This window comes from Chryseobacterium artocarpi (assembly GCF_001684975.1).
Taxonomy (GTDB): domain Bacteria; phylum Bacteroidota; class Bacteroidia; order Flavobacteriales; family Weeksellaceae; genus Chryseobacterium; species Chryseobacterium artocarpi.
On the sequence record NZ_MAYH01000051.1, the window covers coordinates 50,146 to 65,348 of the forward strand.

General features: G+C 34.7%; 13 protein-coding genes. 5 read left to right on the forward strand and 8 right to left on the reverse strand.

Going from position 1 to position 15,203, the window contains the following annotated elements:
- Window positions 1–311 precede the first annotated feature (311 nt).
- Both BBI01_RS21870 and BBI01_RS21875 read right to left on the reverse strand, forming a co-directional pair.
- Complete coding sequence (locus BBI01_RS21870) at window positions 312–1,979, reverse strand: GLPGLI family protein (RefSeq protein WP_065396838.1); 1,668 nt, start codon at window positions 1,977–1,979, stop codon at window positions 312–314.
- 183 nt (window positions 1,980–2,162) lie between these two features.
- The gene (locus tag BBI01_RS21875; RefSeq protein ID WP_065396759.1) at window positions 2,163–3,368 is read right to left on the reverse strand and encodes an RsmB/NOP family class I SAM-dependent RNA methyltransferase; all 1,206 of its coding nucleotides are present in this window, start codon (window positions 3,366–3,368) and stop codon (window positions 2,163–2,165) included.
- A gap of 642 nt (window positions 3,369–4,010) precedes the next feature.
- Here BBI01_RS21875 and BBI01_RS21880 point away from each other — a divergent pair.
- Complete coding sequence (locus BBI01_RS21880; RefSeq protein WP_065396760.1) at window positions 4,011–4,355, forward strand: zinc ribbon domain-containing protein YjdM; 345 nt, start codon at window positions 4,011–4,013, stop codon at window positions 4,353–4,355.
- A gap of 290 nt (window positions 4,356–4,645) precedes the next feature.
- Here the strand turns inward: BBI01_RS21880 and BBI01_RS21885 are convergent, their stop codons facing one another.
- On the reverse strand, window positions 4,646–5,581 hold the full coding sequence (locus BBI01_RS21885) for a sulfate/molybdate ABC transporter ATP-binding protein (protein ID WP_065396761.1): 936 nt from the start codon (window positions 5,579–5,581) through the stop codon (window positions 4,646–4,648).
- Window positions 5,582–5,656: 75 nt separating this feature from the next.
- Here BBI01_RS21885 and BBI01_RS21890 point away from each other — a divergent pair, with 75 nt between their 5' ends.
- Window positions 5,657–6,316: a YceI family protein gene (locus BBI01_RS21890; protein ID WP_065396762.1), complete on the forward strand. Its 660-nt coding sequence runs from the start codon at window positions 5,657–5,659 to the stop codon at window positions 6,314–6,316.
- Between the two features lie 127 nt (window positions 6,317–6,443).
- Window positions 6,444–7,454, forward strand: a complete 1,011-nt coding sequence (gene pheS, locus BBI01_RS21895; RefSeq protein ID WP_065396763.1) for a phenylalanine--tRNA ligase subunit alpha — start codon at window positions 6,444–6,446, stop codon at window positions 7,452–7,454.
- 280 nt (window positions 7,455–7,734) lie between these two features.
- Here the strand turns inward: pheS and BBI01_RS21900 are convergent, their stop codons facing one another.
- Window positions 7,735–8,505 carry a DUF3108 domain-containing protein gene (locus BBI01_RS21900; RefSeq protein WP_065396764.1) on the reverse strand — a complete coding sequence of 257 codons (771 nt, stop codon included), beginning with the start codon at window positions 8,503–8,505 and terminating at the stop codon, window positions 7,735–7,737.
- A 150-nt stretch (window positions 8,506–8,655) separates the two neighbouring features.
- On the opposite strand from BBI01_RS21900, the gene BBI01_RS21905 reads away from it, so the two are divergent.
- Window positions 8,656–9,711 (forward strand): NAD(P)/FAD-dependent oxidoreductase, encoded by a 1,056-nt coding sequence (locus tag BBI01_RS21905; RefSeq protein ID WP_065396765.1) that lies wholly within the window; start codon window positions 8,656–8,658, stop codon window positions 9,709–9,711.
- Window positions 9,712–9,723: 12 nt separating this feature from the next.
- A complete protein-coding gene (locus BBI01_RS21910) occupies window positions 9,724–10,053 on the forward strand; it encodes a 2Fe-2S iron-sulfur cluster-binding family protein (RefSeq protein WP_065396766.1) in 330 nt (109 codons plus the stop codon).
- Window positions 10,054–10,128: 75 nt separating this feature from the next.
- Here the strand turns inward: BBI01_RS21910 and BBI01_RS21915 are convergent, their stop codons facing one another.
- From BBI01_RS21915 to BBI01_RS21930, 4 genes are all read right to left on the reverse strand, one after another.
- On the reverse strand, window positions 10,129–12,279 hold the full coding sequence (locus BBI01_RS21915; protein WP_065396767.1) for a prolyl oligopeptidase family serine peptidase: 2,151 nt from the start codon (window positions 12,277–12,279) through the stop codon (window positions 10,129–10,131).
- Window positions 12,280–12,397: 118 nt separating this feature from the next.
- A complete protein-coding gene (locus tag BBI01_RS21920; protein WP_065396768.1) occupies window positions 12,398–12,979 on the reverse strand; it encodes an LOG family protein in 582 nt (193 codons plus the stop codon).
- A gap of 178 nt (window positions 12,980–13,157) precedes the next feature.
- Window positions 13,158–14,600: an aminoacyl-histidine dipeptidase gene (locus tag BBI01_RS21925; RefSeq protein ID WP_065396769.1), complete on the reverse strand. Its 1,443-nt coding sequence runs from the start codon at window positions 14,598–14,600 to the stop codon at window positions 13,158–13,160.
- Between the two features lie 111 nt (window positions 14,601–14,711).
- On the reverse strand, window positions 14,712–15,203 hold the full coding sequence (locus tag BBI01_RS21930) for a hypothetical protein (RefSeq protein WP_065396770.1): 492 nt from the start codon (window positions 15,201–15,203) through the stop codon (window positions 14,712–14,714).

The window sequence follows — 15,203 nt, forward strand, 5'->3', positions numbered from 1 at the left end:
ATTTATGGAACAAAAGTATAAGTGACGTTTATAAATAACAATTAAAAATTTAAATAAGTTAATAATTTTCATTAATTAATTTATTTAAACGAAAATTATTAACTATTTATGAGAATTAGTATGTTTTTGATTGATTTTTTTCGTTAGCTTAAAAATGATGATAATTTCCATACGAAATAAAAATGACATATTTATTAATCTATGGTAATTTATTATATGAATTTTAGCCCTTACTTTGTGGCTCGAAATAATTTTTTTTCATCATTTGTGTTTTTACCTTCTTGCAATTCTCATGCAAGAAGGTTTTGTTTTTATTGAGTTCCTAATAAAATTCCTGAGACATTCCATGAACTGAAACTGGTTCCTTCTGTAGGTCCTTGCGGAATTTTTATTTGGACGGTATGTTTTCCTGCTTTTAAGTCTCCCAGAGGAATAAAATTTGGATTGGTTACTGTTCCCGGACACCAGTTTGATCTGCTGAGGTCTGAAGAAGAAAGCCCATCCTGAAAGTTTCCTGAAGCAGGGTTGTACAATCGGTAAGAACCGCAATCTGTTCTCCATGGTACAAAAGAAAAGACAGACTTGCCGTCTACAAAAATAGAATTGGTCTTAGGAACAAATTCATCACCATTTTCCCAGCCTCCATGTCCTGTTGTCGTATATCTTAGCTGAGCATTTTTTAAATCTTTATCCAAAGTAAAGTCTACAAGAAGTCCTTTATCCTGATTGAACATCGTTGAATAATCCTGTCCAGCCATTTCCATAATATTTAAAGTATTGAATAAAGGAATGGATACATTATTTTTATGAATCGCCTGATCACTTTTATGGATTGTGATTTCCAGACTTACTTTATGTCCGCCTTTATCATAATTACCTATGAATGTTCCTATCCAAAGTTCCTTATTTGATAGTGAAGGCTTTAATTCTGTAATATCTTGTCGGAAAGGACTTATAGTTTGCCAGTTCTTATCTTTGAGCTGAATATGATTGAACTTCTGAATTCCAAATGCTGTAAAGAATCTCATCATTTCCATTGCCGGAGCATAATTTTCTGTAGCAGCTATTCCATAATACTGTTTTCCATTTCCGTTTTCAAAGACAGGAAGGGTTTTTGCTCCCTTTTCTAATCCGTCAAAAAAAGATTTTTCCTTATCCTGAGGAATGAAGAATACAGTTCCGGTTCTGTCATAAGCGTCACCATTGGATTGCTGTTTCAATTCTACAAAGATATTTTCACCTTCTGTTATAGCTGGAAATTTAATTTTTTTAAGAATAATGGTTCCGTTGGCATATCTTTTTACCTGATTGTCAGATTTTGATGCATCGGAAAAATTAATTATTTCATTGTCGAAAACTTTTAAAGTTGTAAATCGGCTTTTCCATAAAAGATCTTTATAGCTTAATGGATCTACTGATTGTACAGAACCTTTGATAATATTTTCGATTCCTGTATTTTTAACCTTTTTGATTGAACTCGCTGTAATTAATGAATTTTTATTTCTTTCAACTTCTAAAACTAATCCTAAATTCTGTCCTAAAACAGATGGTCCTCCCTGTAATTTCAGATCATTGGTGTACCAAACCTCAATAGTATTGGAGTTTACTTTCGTAACTGCTTTTTTGCAGGTGTATCCAAGAATTTTTTTTGTTTCATTAGTAAGCTCGAAATTCTGTTTTCCTACTGATTCAGAGTCAGAACTGGAAATAATTTCATCTGGTTTTAAAAAAGCATAGGAAAGAACGGTATTTGATGGCTTTTCTACCTTTGTAATTTCAAAAGGGAAGGAGCTTTTTTGTTCTTTAATTGTACTATTAAGTATGAAATTATCTTTTTCGCTGATCCAGGCAATAGTCGTAGGCTGATCAGAGATTACTTTTCCGTTATAAGAACTGGTGTATTGAATTTCATAGGTCTGTGCAGACAACAGACATACAGAGAAAATGATTACTATGCTCAATACAATTCTTTTATACATATCGGATAAGTTTACCATAGAGTTATTTAATTTGATAAACTAACTTTACAGTTCAAAACGGGTTTAATCTATAGAGTTAGTAGGGAATGAATGTAAAATGTTACACTTTATTTTTAAAAATTAACAGTTGAAAACAAAAAAACTACCCCATAGAGTAGTTTTTATATTGTATTTTAAGAGAGCTTAAGATACTCTTTCAATCAATGCCATGTAGAATCCATCGTATCCTTGACTAGGCATAACTTTCTCATCTTTAATCATTTTGAAGCCAGGATTGTTCTTGATGAATTCCTCAACTTGTAAATTGTTTTCAGACGGAAGAATAGAACATGTTGCGTACACCATTTTTCCTCCTTTTTTTACCATTTTTGAATAGTCCTGAAGGATTTGTTGCTGTTCTTTCTTGATTCTGTCAATGAAGTCCTGATCAATTTTCCATTTGCTGTCTGGGTTTCTTTTTAAAACTCCAAGTCCTGAACATGGTGCATCAATCAATAGTCTGTCTGCTTTTTCATGAAGACGCTTGATCACTTTGTTGTCAGCAATCATACGAGTTTCAATATTGTGAGCTCCTGCTCTTTTTGCACGACGCTTCAACTCGGCAAGTTTCCATTCGAAAATATCTAAAGCAATAATCTGTCCTTTGTTTTTCATCAATGCAGCCAGGTGAAGTGTTTTCCCACCGGCACCGGCACATGCATCTATAACTCTTTGCCCTTCTTTTACATCAAGGAAGTACCCGATTTTTTGAGAAGAAGCATCCTGAACTTCAAATAATCCTTCTTTGAAAGCTGTGGTAAGGAAAACATTCTTTTTTTCCTCAAGCTGTACTGCATCCGGATAATTTTTGATCGAGAAGGATACCACTCCTTCATCTGAAAGATCAGAAATAAGTTCTTTTGTAGTTGTTTTCAGAGAGTTGGTTCTTAAAACTGTAGGCGCTTGCTCATTTAAAGCAATCATTTCTCTTTCCCAATTTGCTCCAAGCTCTTTTTCAAGAGTTTCTGCCAGCCAGTCAGGAATAGAATGTTCTATTGCTTTTGTAGGAACCGTGTTTTTTTTAAGTTTGGTAAGAATGTCTGCAATCTTGATTCCATCAAATTCTTCAAACTTTTTATAATTGGTCTTGCTCCAAAGAAGGTAAGCAATGATAAGTTTATAGATGTTGTTAGGTTTTACCCCTTCGCCCATATAATATTCAAGGCGTTTTTTCCAACGGATAATATTGTAGAAGATCTCAGAAACAACGGCTCTGTCCTGGCTTCCCCATTTTCTGTTTGCTTTCAAAAGTCTTTCAATAACCTTATCAGCATACTTGTTTTTCTCAAAAAATGTTTCTTGTAAGGCATCGTGAATTCCGATAGCCAGGTTTCTGTGAATAAGTTCCATAAATTTGCTTCGCTGTTTGAATCTGCAAAAATACGAATTAAAGTTGAGAGTTGTGGATTTGAGTAAGAGAGTTTGAGAAGAGGAGGGTTGTAGAATTGATGAATACTGGCAAACGGAGAATTTCGTATCCGTTTTGTCTGTGAATTTTTTTTATATTAATAAATTTCCACAAAGAGTCTGCAAGAGCGCAAGGGAACTCATTTCCTTTGGCTGAGTGAAGTGCCTTTGCGAACAAATAATATATAATATGAATAATCTCCACTTTGTGAACATTAGCGTTTAAAGCTTAATGGTATCGATTGAATAAGAATTATACATAATATTTAATTTGTGGTGTAAATGATCGGAATAAATTTTACTGAATTTTTAAAGATTTTTCTGAAGATTTACTTTTTTTATTCGGTAATGGTGGCTTTTCATTCAGAGATGATTGAACTCCTTTTTTTTTGCTTAAATGAAGAAAAATGACAAACAAAATGTACACGCTTATCAGTATACTTTATTTTCTTTACATTTACCTTAGTTGATTTATCTTAATTCATTTAATGGTGATAATATTGAGGCTGCTTATCATCTACTATACTGACTTTTATCTCTTGACTTTAACCTTTAAAAAAAACTACCTTTGCAAAAAATTAAAATATGAGTGATACAGTACTTTGTCCGAAATGTAGCTCCGAGTTTACTTATCCGAGCGATAATATGATGGTATGTTCTCAGTGTTTCTACGAATGGAATCCGGAAGAAGTTGCCGCTGAATCAGCAAACGAGGGTAAGATATTGGACTCTAACGGAAATGAACTTCAGGATGGTGACTCTGTAGTTGTAGTAAAAGATCTTCCTGTAAAAGGAGCTCCAAAGCCAGTAAAAGCAGGAACTAAAGTGAAAAATATCAGATTAAGACCAGGAAGTGATCATAATATTGATTGTAAAATAGATGGTTTCGGAGCAATGGCATTAAAGTCAGAATTTGTAAAGAAAGCATAAAAAAAGGAAAAAATTGGACAGTGTAATCTTTCAATAGACTTAATTGCAAGATTGCTAATGTCCGTCTAGAAGGCAGAAAGAGAATTAACCAAAAATTTCCTTATGCTGTGGAAATACAAATGTAAGAAAAAGTTTTATAACTGATTCTTATGTTTGTGTTTTTTTTATTTATAAGTGTAAGTGAATGTATGAGTTAAGATTGTAAAATAGCATGAATTAGGAATAGTAAGACCGCAAAATAGCTTGTTGTTTCTTACGATTTACACTTTAACTTTTTAGCAACTTTACCTTTAAGAAAATGTAATATTTACAGATCCGGAGATGCTATTATCAGTATAGATAATAAGTTCTTTTCCTTTTGCGCTTAATTTATTCCAATAATAATTTCCTGCAAACCTGCTTTCCAGTACTTCTGCTTCCAGCCCGTTTTCTGAAATTTTTATTTCTTTCGGATAATAAGAGAACTTTAGAAGCTGGAAATCTGTCATTTCTGTTTCGTTGAAAATATTCACTTCCCCAAATAATTTGGCAACATAGGGATTGTAAGGATTTCGATAAGTTTCTTCTGTATTTTCATTCTGAATCAGTCTTCCGTTCTGAAGAATAACAATCTGATCCAGCCATGGCATAATATCCTGAAGCTCATGGGTAGAAATAATCAGGGAAATCTGATGCTCTTTTACATACCTGAAAAGTCTTTCTCTAAGTTCTATTTTTCTCGGAAAATCCAGATTACTGAAAGGTTCGTCTAAAATAAGCAGTTTCGGTAAAACAGAAAGTGCTCTTGCGATGGCTACTCTTTGCTGCTGTCCTCCGCTTAAGTATTTAGGAAGTACATCTGCAAATTCCTGAAGTCCCACCACTTCAAGAAGCTCCATGACGGTTTCTCTTTTCTTTGTTAAATTGATATTTGAAATAAATTTACCTACATTTTCAGCCACGGTAGCATAAGGCATAAGATCAAAATTCTGAGCCACAAACTTCATTTCTGCTTCTCCGGGAACAAGATTTCCTTTAGGACCAAGAAGTCTGGTCCCATCAAAAATAATTTCTCCACTTTCCCAATCAAGCAGCCCATAAGTCAAACTTAAAAGGGTTGATTTTCCACATCCGCTTTCTCCGGCAAGGGCAATGATTTTGTTTGCTTCAAATCTTAAATTAAGGTTCTGAAACAATGGTTTATCCTTGGAGTGAGAGAAAAATAAATTGTTTATTTCTAATAGCATATTACAAATGTAAGGTTTTTATGAAAAAATAATTTTTTTTATTATATTAGCGGAAGTAATAAAAATAAATCAAAAATGAGAAAAAAACTGTTTTCGCTAGCTATTCCTGCGTTATTTATTGCTGCTGTAATGGTTTCTTGTAAAAAAGATAAACCGCTTACCAGTGAAAGTAATGAGGTGACAACTACCAAAGACGGTAGCCAGTACACTTTGGATACGCTAAACAGTAAGGTTGAATGGAAGGGATACAAAGTATTTAAGTCTGAAAATACGAGCCATTTTGGAACAATTAAGTTTGAAAGTGGAGATGTAACAGTGAAGGATGGAAAACTGGAAAGCGGTAAATTTGTTGCTGATATGAATTCCCTTACGTCTGTAGACTTGAAAGACAGTCCTGAAGATATGGGTAAATTAAATGGTCACCTTAAGAGTGGTGATTTCTTTGAAGTAGAAAAATTCCCGACAGCTTCTTATGAAATCACAAAGGTTACTCCTGCTACAGAAGGTGATTATAATACTCTTTTGGATGGTAATTTAACAATTAAAGGAATTACAAAACCAGTTCAGTTTAAAGCTAATGTCTCTGTGAAAGAAGGAGAGGTAAGTGTAGCTACTGAGCCGAAAGATATCAAAAGAGAAGAGTTTGGAGTGAAGTTCCAGGCTCCTGCTGAAAACGGGGTGATTAAAGATGAGGTAACTCTTCAGATCAACGTTAAAGCTTTAGAAAAGAAATAATTTTTTTATTTAAGTGAAATAAGTGATTGAAGTCTGCCTCCAGAAAAAGGGGCAGATTTTTTTATGACTGACCTAATATTCAACTTAAAAGTCGTATTTTTGCAAAACATTTTGAAAGGGTAAAATAATGATAGAAAAGATAGAAGAACTACTGATCGAAGTAAACGGCTTCAACGCTACCTCTAAGGAAGAGATAGAAAACTTCCGTATCAAGTACAACGGTAAAAAAGGAGTTCTGAATGATTTTTTTGAAAAATTTAAAGAAGTTCCTAACGACCAGAAGAAAGAATTCGGACAGAAGATCAATACTCTGAAGCAGGCTGTTGCCGTGAAATTGGAAGATTTGAAAAATGCTTCTGCATCTTCTATTATCGTAGAAAAAGAAGATCTTACAAGACCTGCTTTTCCATTGGATTTAGGATCAAGACATCCAATTAACCTGGTTAAAAACAGAATTATTGAAATCTTTAAATCAATTGGGTTTGCGGTTGCAGATGGTCCTGAGATTGAAGATGACTGGCATAACTTTACTGCACTGAACCTTCCGGAATATCACCCGGCAAGAGATATGCAGGATACTTTCTTTATTGAGCAGAATCCGGATATTCTTTTGAGAACGCATACTTCTTCTGTACAGACTCGTTTTATGGAAGAAAATCAGCCGCCTATCAGAATTTTATCTCCGGGAAGAGTATTCAGAAATGAAGCAATCTCTTCACGTTCTCACTGTATTTTCCACCAGATTGAAGGTTTATATATTGATGAGAATGTAAGTTTTGCAGATTTAAAGCAGACGATCCAGTTCTTTACTACTGAACTTTTCGGAAAGTCTAAAATCAGAATGAGACCTTCTTATTTCCCATTCACTGAGCCAAGTGCTGAGATTGATGTATATTGGGGATTAAACTCTGAAACTGACTACAGAATTACAAAAGGAACAGGTTGGTTAGAGATCATGGGTTGTGGAATGGTAGATCCTGCCGTATTAAAGAATGTCAACATTGATTCTGAGAAATATTCAGGATATGCATTCGGAATGGGGATTGAAAGAATCACAATGCTTCTTTACCAAATGAGTGACATCAGAATGTTCTTTGAGAATGATATCAGAACCTTGGAGCAATTCAAGACTTTATAAAAAATCAAACCTCCGGAGCTCCGGAGGTTTTTTGTTTTTAATTACTGACCTAAGAAACAAAACGCAATTAAAAACTGATCTTATTGAAAAATTTACACGTGTCTGTCTCTTATGTCCATACTTTAGTTCAAATCCGCTAGAGACCGAGTGAAGTATTGACATTGCAGCCTTCTTGCTGCTTCTATTATAAAGACAATCGATGCTCTTTATCTATTACATTCAACATAAAAAAATGTCTGTAAAAATTACAGACATTATATTATTGAAAAAACTTCATCGTTTACTTACTAAACTTTAAAGGATATTTTACGTTTTTATAGCTATCAATACTTGCTTTCAATGAGCCTACAGCGAGCTCAGCTTTCAACAGCATAGGAATATGATTGGCGTCATTGGAAACCCACATGGTAACTCCTTCTTTTTCTTTAAATACTCTTCCGCTTTTTACAGAAGGAATGATCTTCAAGCAATTGATTGTACCAAATTTAGTCTTCAGGTTTTCAGTTCCTGCTACTTTTAATTGGAAAGGGAACATTTCGTCATCTATCCATACATTCATATTAATAATGGTTCCTACTTTTAATTCGTCTGGGCTTTTGCTTCGCAGATAATAGAAACATGAAAGCATATCCTGTACACCTTTTACGGATTTTATGACTTTAGAACCATTTGCAGGCGTTTTTTTGTCTGTTAGTATTAATGTATTATTATCGTGATTGAAGGCGGTCTCAAGGTGCTGGCGATAGCTTCCTTCACGTACATTTCGAACGTAGAAACTTGGTAAACCGGTGGCAGTATCAATGAAACTTTCATACAAATCTTCTACTTTAAAGAATGCTTTTACAGCACCGGTAGTTTCACCTGTACCTTTTACATATAAATGAGGTGTTCCTTTATACGTTGTTTTTTTGGTGGTAAGATTGGCTGTTCCGGCATTTAAGAATCCATAGTGAATTCTAAGGGTGATTGATTCTCCGTCTGCAACGTTATCAATCTGTGCCGAGCCTAGAAAAAATACAAAGACTGCTAAAAGGTTTAAAATTTTCTTCATAATATGTCATTTACAAATACATTGCCAAATTTAAAATCTTAATTGATAGATATTTGACAAATCTCAGGTTTTTATTTAGAATCAATTAAATATGCTTCGCATTAAAATTAGTAAATTTGCAGCTACATGTATAATTAAATTATCTAAATTATGATAACCACTGATATATTGATCATAGGAGCAGGTCCTACAGGACTTTTTGCAGTTTTTGAAGCAGGTCTTTTAAAAATGAAATGCCACATTATTGATGCACTTCCACAGCCGGGAGGGCAATTGGCAGAACTTTATCCTAAAAAACCTATTTTCGATATTCCGGGGTATCCTTCAGTGAACGCTGGAGAATTGGTGGATAATTTGATGGAGCAGATTAAGCAGTTTCAGCCTGGATTTACTTTAGGAGAAACCGCTGTTTCTTACACAAAAGTTGATGATGAATGGTTTGAAGTAGTAACGAACAAAGGAACTGTTCACAGATGTAAGGCTATTGCTATTGCAGGAGGATTGGGTACTTTTGAACCTAGAAAACCTACTTTCGAGAATGTAGCTGATTATGAAGAAAAAGGACTTGAATATTTCGTTAAAGAGCCTGAGCACTTCAGAAATAAAAAAGTAGTAATTGCCGGAGGTGGAGATTCTGCCCTTGACTGGAGTATTTTCCTTTCTAATGTAGCAAGTGAAGTGACTTTGATCCACAGAAGAAATGAGTTCAGAGGAGCTTTGGATTCTGTAGAAAAAGTTCAGGATCTTAAAAACGCAGGGAAAATTAAATTAATTACTCCTGCTGAAGTTACTGGTATCAGAGGTGAAGGAAAAGTAGAAGCTATTACTGTACAGAAAGATGGTGAGGATGCTTTTGAAATCGAAACTGATTATTTTATTCCATTATTCGGATTGACTCCTAAGTTAGGTGAGATCGGAAACTGGGGATTGAATATTGAAAAGAATGCGATTGTGGTAAACAACGCTCTTGATTATCAGACAAACATCGACGGTATTTATGCAATCGGAGATATCAATACATATCCTGGTAAATTGAAGTTGATTCTTTGTGGTTTCCACGAGGCTACTTTAATGTGTCAGAGTGTTTATAACAGACTGAATCCTGGTAAAAAGTTCGTATTAAAATATACAACCGTAAGTGGAGTAGACGGATTTGACGGAAGCCGTAAAGAAGCAGAGAAGGCTGTTGTGAAAAAAATTGACTAATTTTGCAGAATTATGTCAGATATTAATATTAAAATCACCGACAGAGAAGGGGTAACCCATGATGTCGTAGCTCCTACGGATATGTCCATGAACTTAATGGAAATTATCCGTTCCTATGAATTGGCTGAAGAAGGTACTATTGGTGTATGCGGCGGAATGGCAATGTGTGCATCATGTCAGGTTTATGTAATTAATGATCCTGGTTTGGAACCAATGGGTGATGAAGAAGATGCTATGCTTGCTGAAGCTTTCCATGTGAAAGATAACAGCAGATTAGGATGCCAGCTGCACATGGTTAATGAAATGGAGGGACTTGAAGTGGAAATAGCTCCTTATCCTTAGAAAATATTTTTTAATCTTAATAAGAAACCCGTTCGAGTTTTTCGAACGGGTTTTTGTTTTTATGAATTTTCTATTTTATTTCTTAGCTGGCTGAAATTTCGGGTGTCCCACCTGCCATAATGCAAAAGCGAAAATGTCTGAATATTCTTTGAAGACTACATCCAGATCACTTGTAAAATGACCATTTTCGTAATTGACATATAACAAAACAGGTTTTTCAGATGCTGTGCTGTTTTGTAGGGCTGCTGCAAATTTAGCGGGTTCCCAAGGGGTAATTCTGGAATCATTCATTCCGGTACGGACAATGACTGCAGGATATTTTACTCCTTTTTTAACTTTGCTTTGTGCATCCATTTCGATCAGCCCTTTAATATCCTCAGCGTTTTTTATACTTCCTATTTCTGGAATCTGATTATCTCCATTGGCTGAATTTTGAGAACGAAGAGCATTAGTCATTCCCACTTCAGCAATAGCAACCGCAAATAAATCAGGTCTTTCCGTGATGGCTCTTCCGATAAGAACCCCTCCCATGCTTACTCCGTTACCAATTAATTTTGAAGGAGAAGTGTATTTTTGGTCAACAAGATATTCTGAGCAGGCAATGAAATCTTTCCATGTATTGGGTTTTTTAGCTTTCATTCCATCTTTATGCCAGTTTTCACCTTTTTCACCACCTCCTCTCACATGGGCAATAGCAACAACTACACCCTGCTCAAGCAGTACAGACAATCTGTTGGAAAAACGTGGAGTAGAAGAAATTCCATAGCCGCCATATCCTGTGATGTAAGCAGGAGTACTGCCATCCATTTTCATCTTTTTAGGATAGATAATAGAAAGAGGGACCATAGCGCCGTCGTGGCTTTTTACTTCCACTTCTTTTACTTCATAGGATGAATAATAATCCGGGTACTTGCTATCCCCATTGAAATATTTACTTTTAATAACTTTTCCATCCTGAGGGGTATATTCGTAGAATGTATTCGGAGTAAGCCAGTTGCTATTATTACACTGTAGATGATCATTTTCACGGGAATTAAGAGAAGCGGAACTATTGACTCCGTCAGGTAAAGGAACCTTTTTTATAGCTAATGTTTTAAGGTCAATCTGATATTTCTCCTGAGTAATACCATTGTTTAAAGCATAGAATAAATAATTTTTAGAATTGTGTATTGATCTGATTACAGCACTCCCTTCCGGAACGATGATTTTAGCGTTATCAAAGTCAGGGTTTGACAGGCTTGTAAGTCCTATTTTGTAATTTGGTGCATTTTTGTGACTAAGGAAAAATAACTGATCCCCTTTAATAAAGGTTTGAGTAATGTCGTCTGAAGTTTTTACAAACTGTTTCCACGTAATTTTTTTATCCTTTAGAGCAGAATAAGGAGCATAGAATAGAGGACTTTCCGATTTGGTAGAACCTATATCAAGTAAGATGTATTGATAATCTTCAGAAAACTCAACCATTGGAAATTGTTCCGTTAGCATATTGATTTCTGGATTTGCCTCTCTTGATGCCAGTACAATATCCTGATCAGAATGGGTTCCTATCTTGTGCAGCATTGCTTTCATTTCTTTAAGGAGCATATTGCTGTTGGGATCTCCGGTACTCATTTTAGTGTAAATAATAGATTGATCATCCGGGGTAAATTCAAAGTTGAACTCACTCCAAATAGGAGTAAGTGTATCGTCAAGTATTTTCTTTGTCTGTAAGTTTAAAATCTTAAGCTCACAAATTTCACCACCGGATTGGGAAAATAGTAATGCTACTTTATTGCCTTTCGAATCTATTGAAAAATTAGTGATCTGAGCATTCTTCTTATAGGTTTCGGGATCAAATATCAATGTTTCTTTCCCTGTAGAAATGTCCCTTGTGTATAGCTTGGAAAGTTTCTCATTCTTTTTTGTTTTAATGTAGAAATATAAGTTTCCTCTTTGTTTTGCATAGCTGTAGGAGTCACCACCCATTTCCTGAACCTGCTTCATACGATTATAAAGAGTTTCACGGTTAGGTATTTTATCAATAATAATATGGCTATAGTCCGATTCTGCCTTAAACCATGTTTGTACTTCAGGACTTTTCAGGTTTTCCAGCCATTGATAATTGTCGGTAATCTTTGTTCCAAAATAATCATCCGTTACAGGTATTTCCGGAGTTTTTGGATAATTATATTGAGCATAACTGATCTGACTTAAAAATAGGCAGCCTGTTAGAAATATGTTTTTCATAGTATTATTTCTTTTAATAGTGATAAAGTTTTAATTACAAAAGTACTAAACTATATATAACAAATAGTGATATATATGAAAAGAAGGAATATTCTGAAAATATTCCTTCTTTTTATGATTAAATTTCCTCTTTAGAAATCCATTTTCCAACCGTAGGAGCTTGGTAGTTCCTCATTTTCTCAAGCAGATCATCAATATTGTCACTGATGAGAAGCATGTCCCGGTTCACTGATTTTAAGAATCCTTTATCAACCATATTCTGAACAAGACTGATCAGATCATTGTAAAATCCATCAATATTTAAAATACCGATGGGCTTTTTATGAAGTCCGAGTTGTGCCCAGGTAATCATTTCAAAGAATTCTTCTAAAGTTCCGTATCCACCAGGAAGAACAATTACACCATCACAAAGCTCATTCATTTTTGTTTTTCTTTCGTGCATGGTTTCTACCAAAATCAATTCAGTAAGATTTTTATGAGCAATTTCTTTTGACTGTAAAAAATGGGGGAGAACTCCGGTCACTTTACCATTTTCACTCAAGGCACCATCTGCAATGGTTCCCATTAAACCTGTTTGTGAACCGCCATAAATTAACTGTATTTTTTGTTTGGCTAAAATTTTACCAAGCAGGAAAGCCTGTTCTTCATAAATTTTATCTGTGCCGAAACTTGAGCCGCAGAATACTGTAATACTTTTCATATTTAAATGTTTTTGGAATCATTAAGATATTTAAGTGATTAAAAAAGATAAGAAAATATTTATAATTATCTTAATTGTTACGCTTATTTAATCTATCTATAGAATCTTAATCTTCATAAAAATTAAAAATATCCAAAATCAGGTGACTTTGGATATTTAGTATAATTATTTTAATGTTCTATTTCTGAGGAATATTCGCTAAAATATCTTTCAGGAAGCTCCAGAATTTCTGTGCAGATGGGATGTTTGCTTTTTCATCAGGTGAGTGTGCTCCTCTGATCGTAGGTCCAAAACTTACCATTTCCATTTCAGGATAGTTAGCTCCGATAATACCACATTCTAGACCTGCATGACAAGCTACTACATGAGGTTTTTCATTGAACTTTTCAGTATATATTTTTTCCATGATCTGTACGATTTCAGATCCTGGTCTTGGCTTCCATCCTGGGTATGAACCGCTGAATACTACATTCATTCCTGCTAATTCTGCTACAGACTTCAATTGTTCTGCTGTAGAATATTTAGAAGAATCTACGGATGATCTTGTAAGGTTTAAGATTTTAAGTTCACCTCCTTTTAATTCTACTCTTGCAACATTGTTAGACGCTTCTACAAGGTCTGCTACATCAGGGCTCATTCTGTATACTCCGTTGTGAAGAGCTTTTAAAGTAAGAATTACTTTTTTAGAATCTCCTTCCGAAATAGCTTTGTCAGAAGACGTAGAATTTTCAATATTGATCTGAAGACCTGCTTCTACAGACGCAAATTCTTCTAAAATTTCTGCTTTAAGAACAGTTGCTTCCTGGATGAATTCGTGAGCATTTCTTACAGAGATAATAGCAACACCTTCTCTTGGAATAGCGTTTCTTAATCCACCTCCGTCAATAGAGATCAGTTCTATATTTTGGTTTTCCAATCCTTTGTAAAGAAGTCTTCCAAGGATAATGTTCGCGTTTCCGAAACCTTTATGGATATCCATTCCTGAGTGTCCACCCTGTAATCCTTTTACTTCAATTCTTACAACCTGTCCTTTCGCAGTTTCTACAGCATAATTTTGAGTGATGGTAACGTCTACACCTCCGGCACAACCTATGTCAATTTCATCATCTTCTTCTGTATCAAGGTTTAATAAAATTTCTCCTGTAAGCTGTCCTGGTTTTAAACCAATAGCTCCCGTCATTCCTGTTTCTTCATCAATCGTGAATAAAGCTTCCAAAGCTGGGTGAGGAATATCTGAACTTTCAAGGATAGACATGATAGTCGCAACTCCTAAACCGTTATCGGCTCCTAAAGTTGTTCCTTTTGCTTTTACCCAGTCACCATCAATCTCCATTTTAATCCCTTCTGTCTCAAAATCGAAATTAACATCATTGTTCTTCTGGCAAACCATATCCAGGTGCGATTGAAGCACTATAGATTTTCTGTTTTCCATTCCTGCTGTTGCAGGTTTCTTGATAATTACGTTTCCTACTTCATCTACGGTAGTTTCAAGTCCTAAATCTTCACCAAATCCTTTGATGAAAGCAATTACTTTTTCCTCTTTTTTAGATGGTCTTGGAACTGCATTTAATTTGGAGAAATTTTTCCAGATTATCTGCGGTTCTATATTAGATAATGCCATTGAAATTTATTTTTCTCAAATTTACGAAATAAAAAATGCTTCCGTGGGATACAGAAGCATTTTTTATTGATCGCTAAAAGTAGAAATGACCAATTAGCTTTTTCTTTTTTATTAACATCCACATTCTCCGTAGATGGGGGTTGAGATAACAGAACCATCTGGTTTTTCAATGGTAAGTGTGCCTTCAAATAATAAAGCTTCCTCACCTTTGATTTTTTTACCTTTCACAGAGATTTTGTAATCACCATTTTCTATCTCTTTGGTCAGTTCTTCGTCCACTTCCATATCACTTGAAGAGATAAGGTTCATAGAAAGTCTTTTACCATCCAGCTTCATATAAGCTGTTTTTCCGGCATCATCAGCATAAATATATTTTTCAGCCTCAAAATCAGCTTTATTTCTGGCGAAATAACAAGAACATTCCTTAATTTCTTCGGGGAATGAGATGGTTTCAATCTGAATTTTTCCAGAAGGAATACTTGCTGTAGCAGAATCTTTTACTATGTTTAAAGAATCGGCAGGGGAAGCACCGGAAACTGTTTCTTTGTCCTTTTTACAGGCAACTAAAAGAAATGCAGAAAAGAAAATGATTAAGTATTTCAT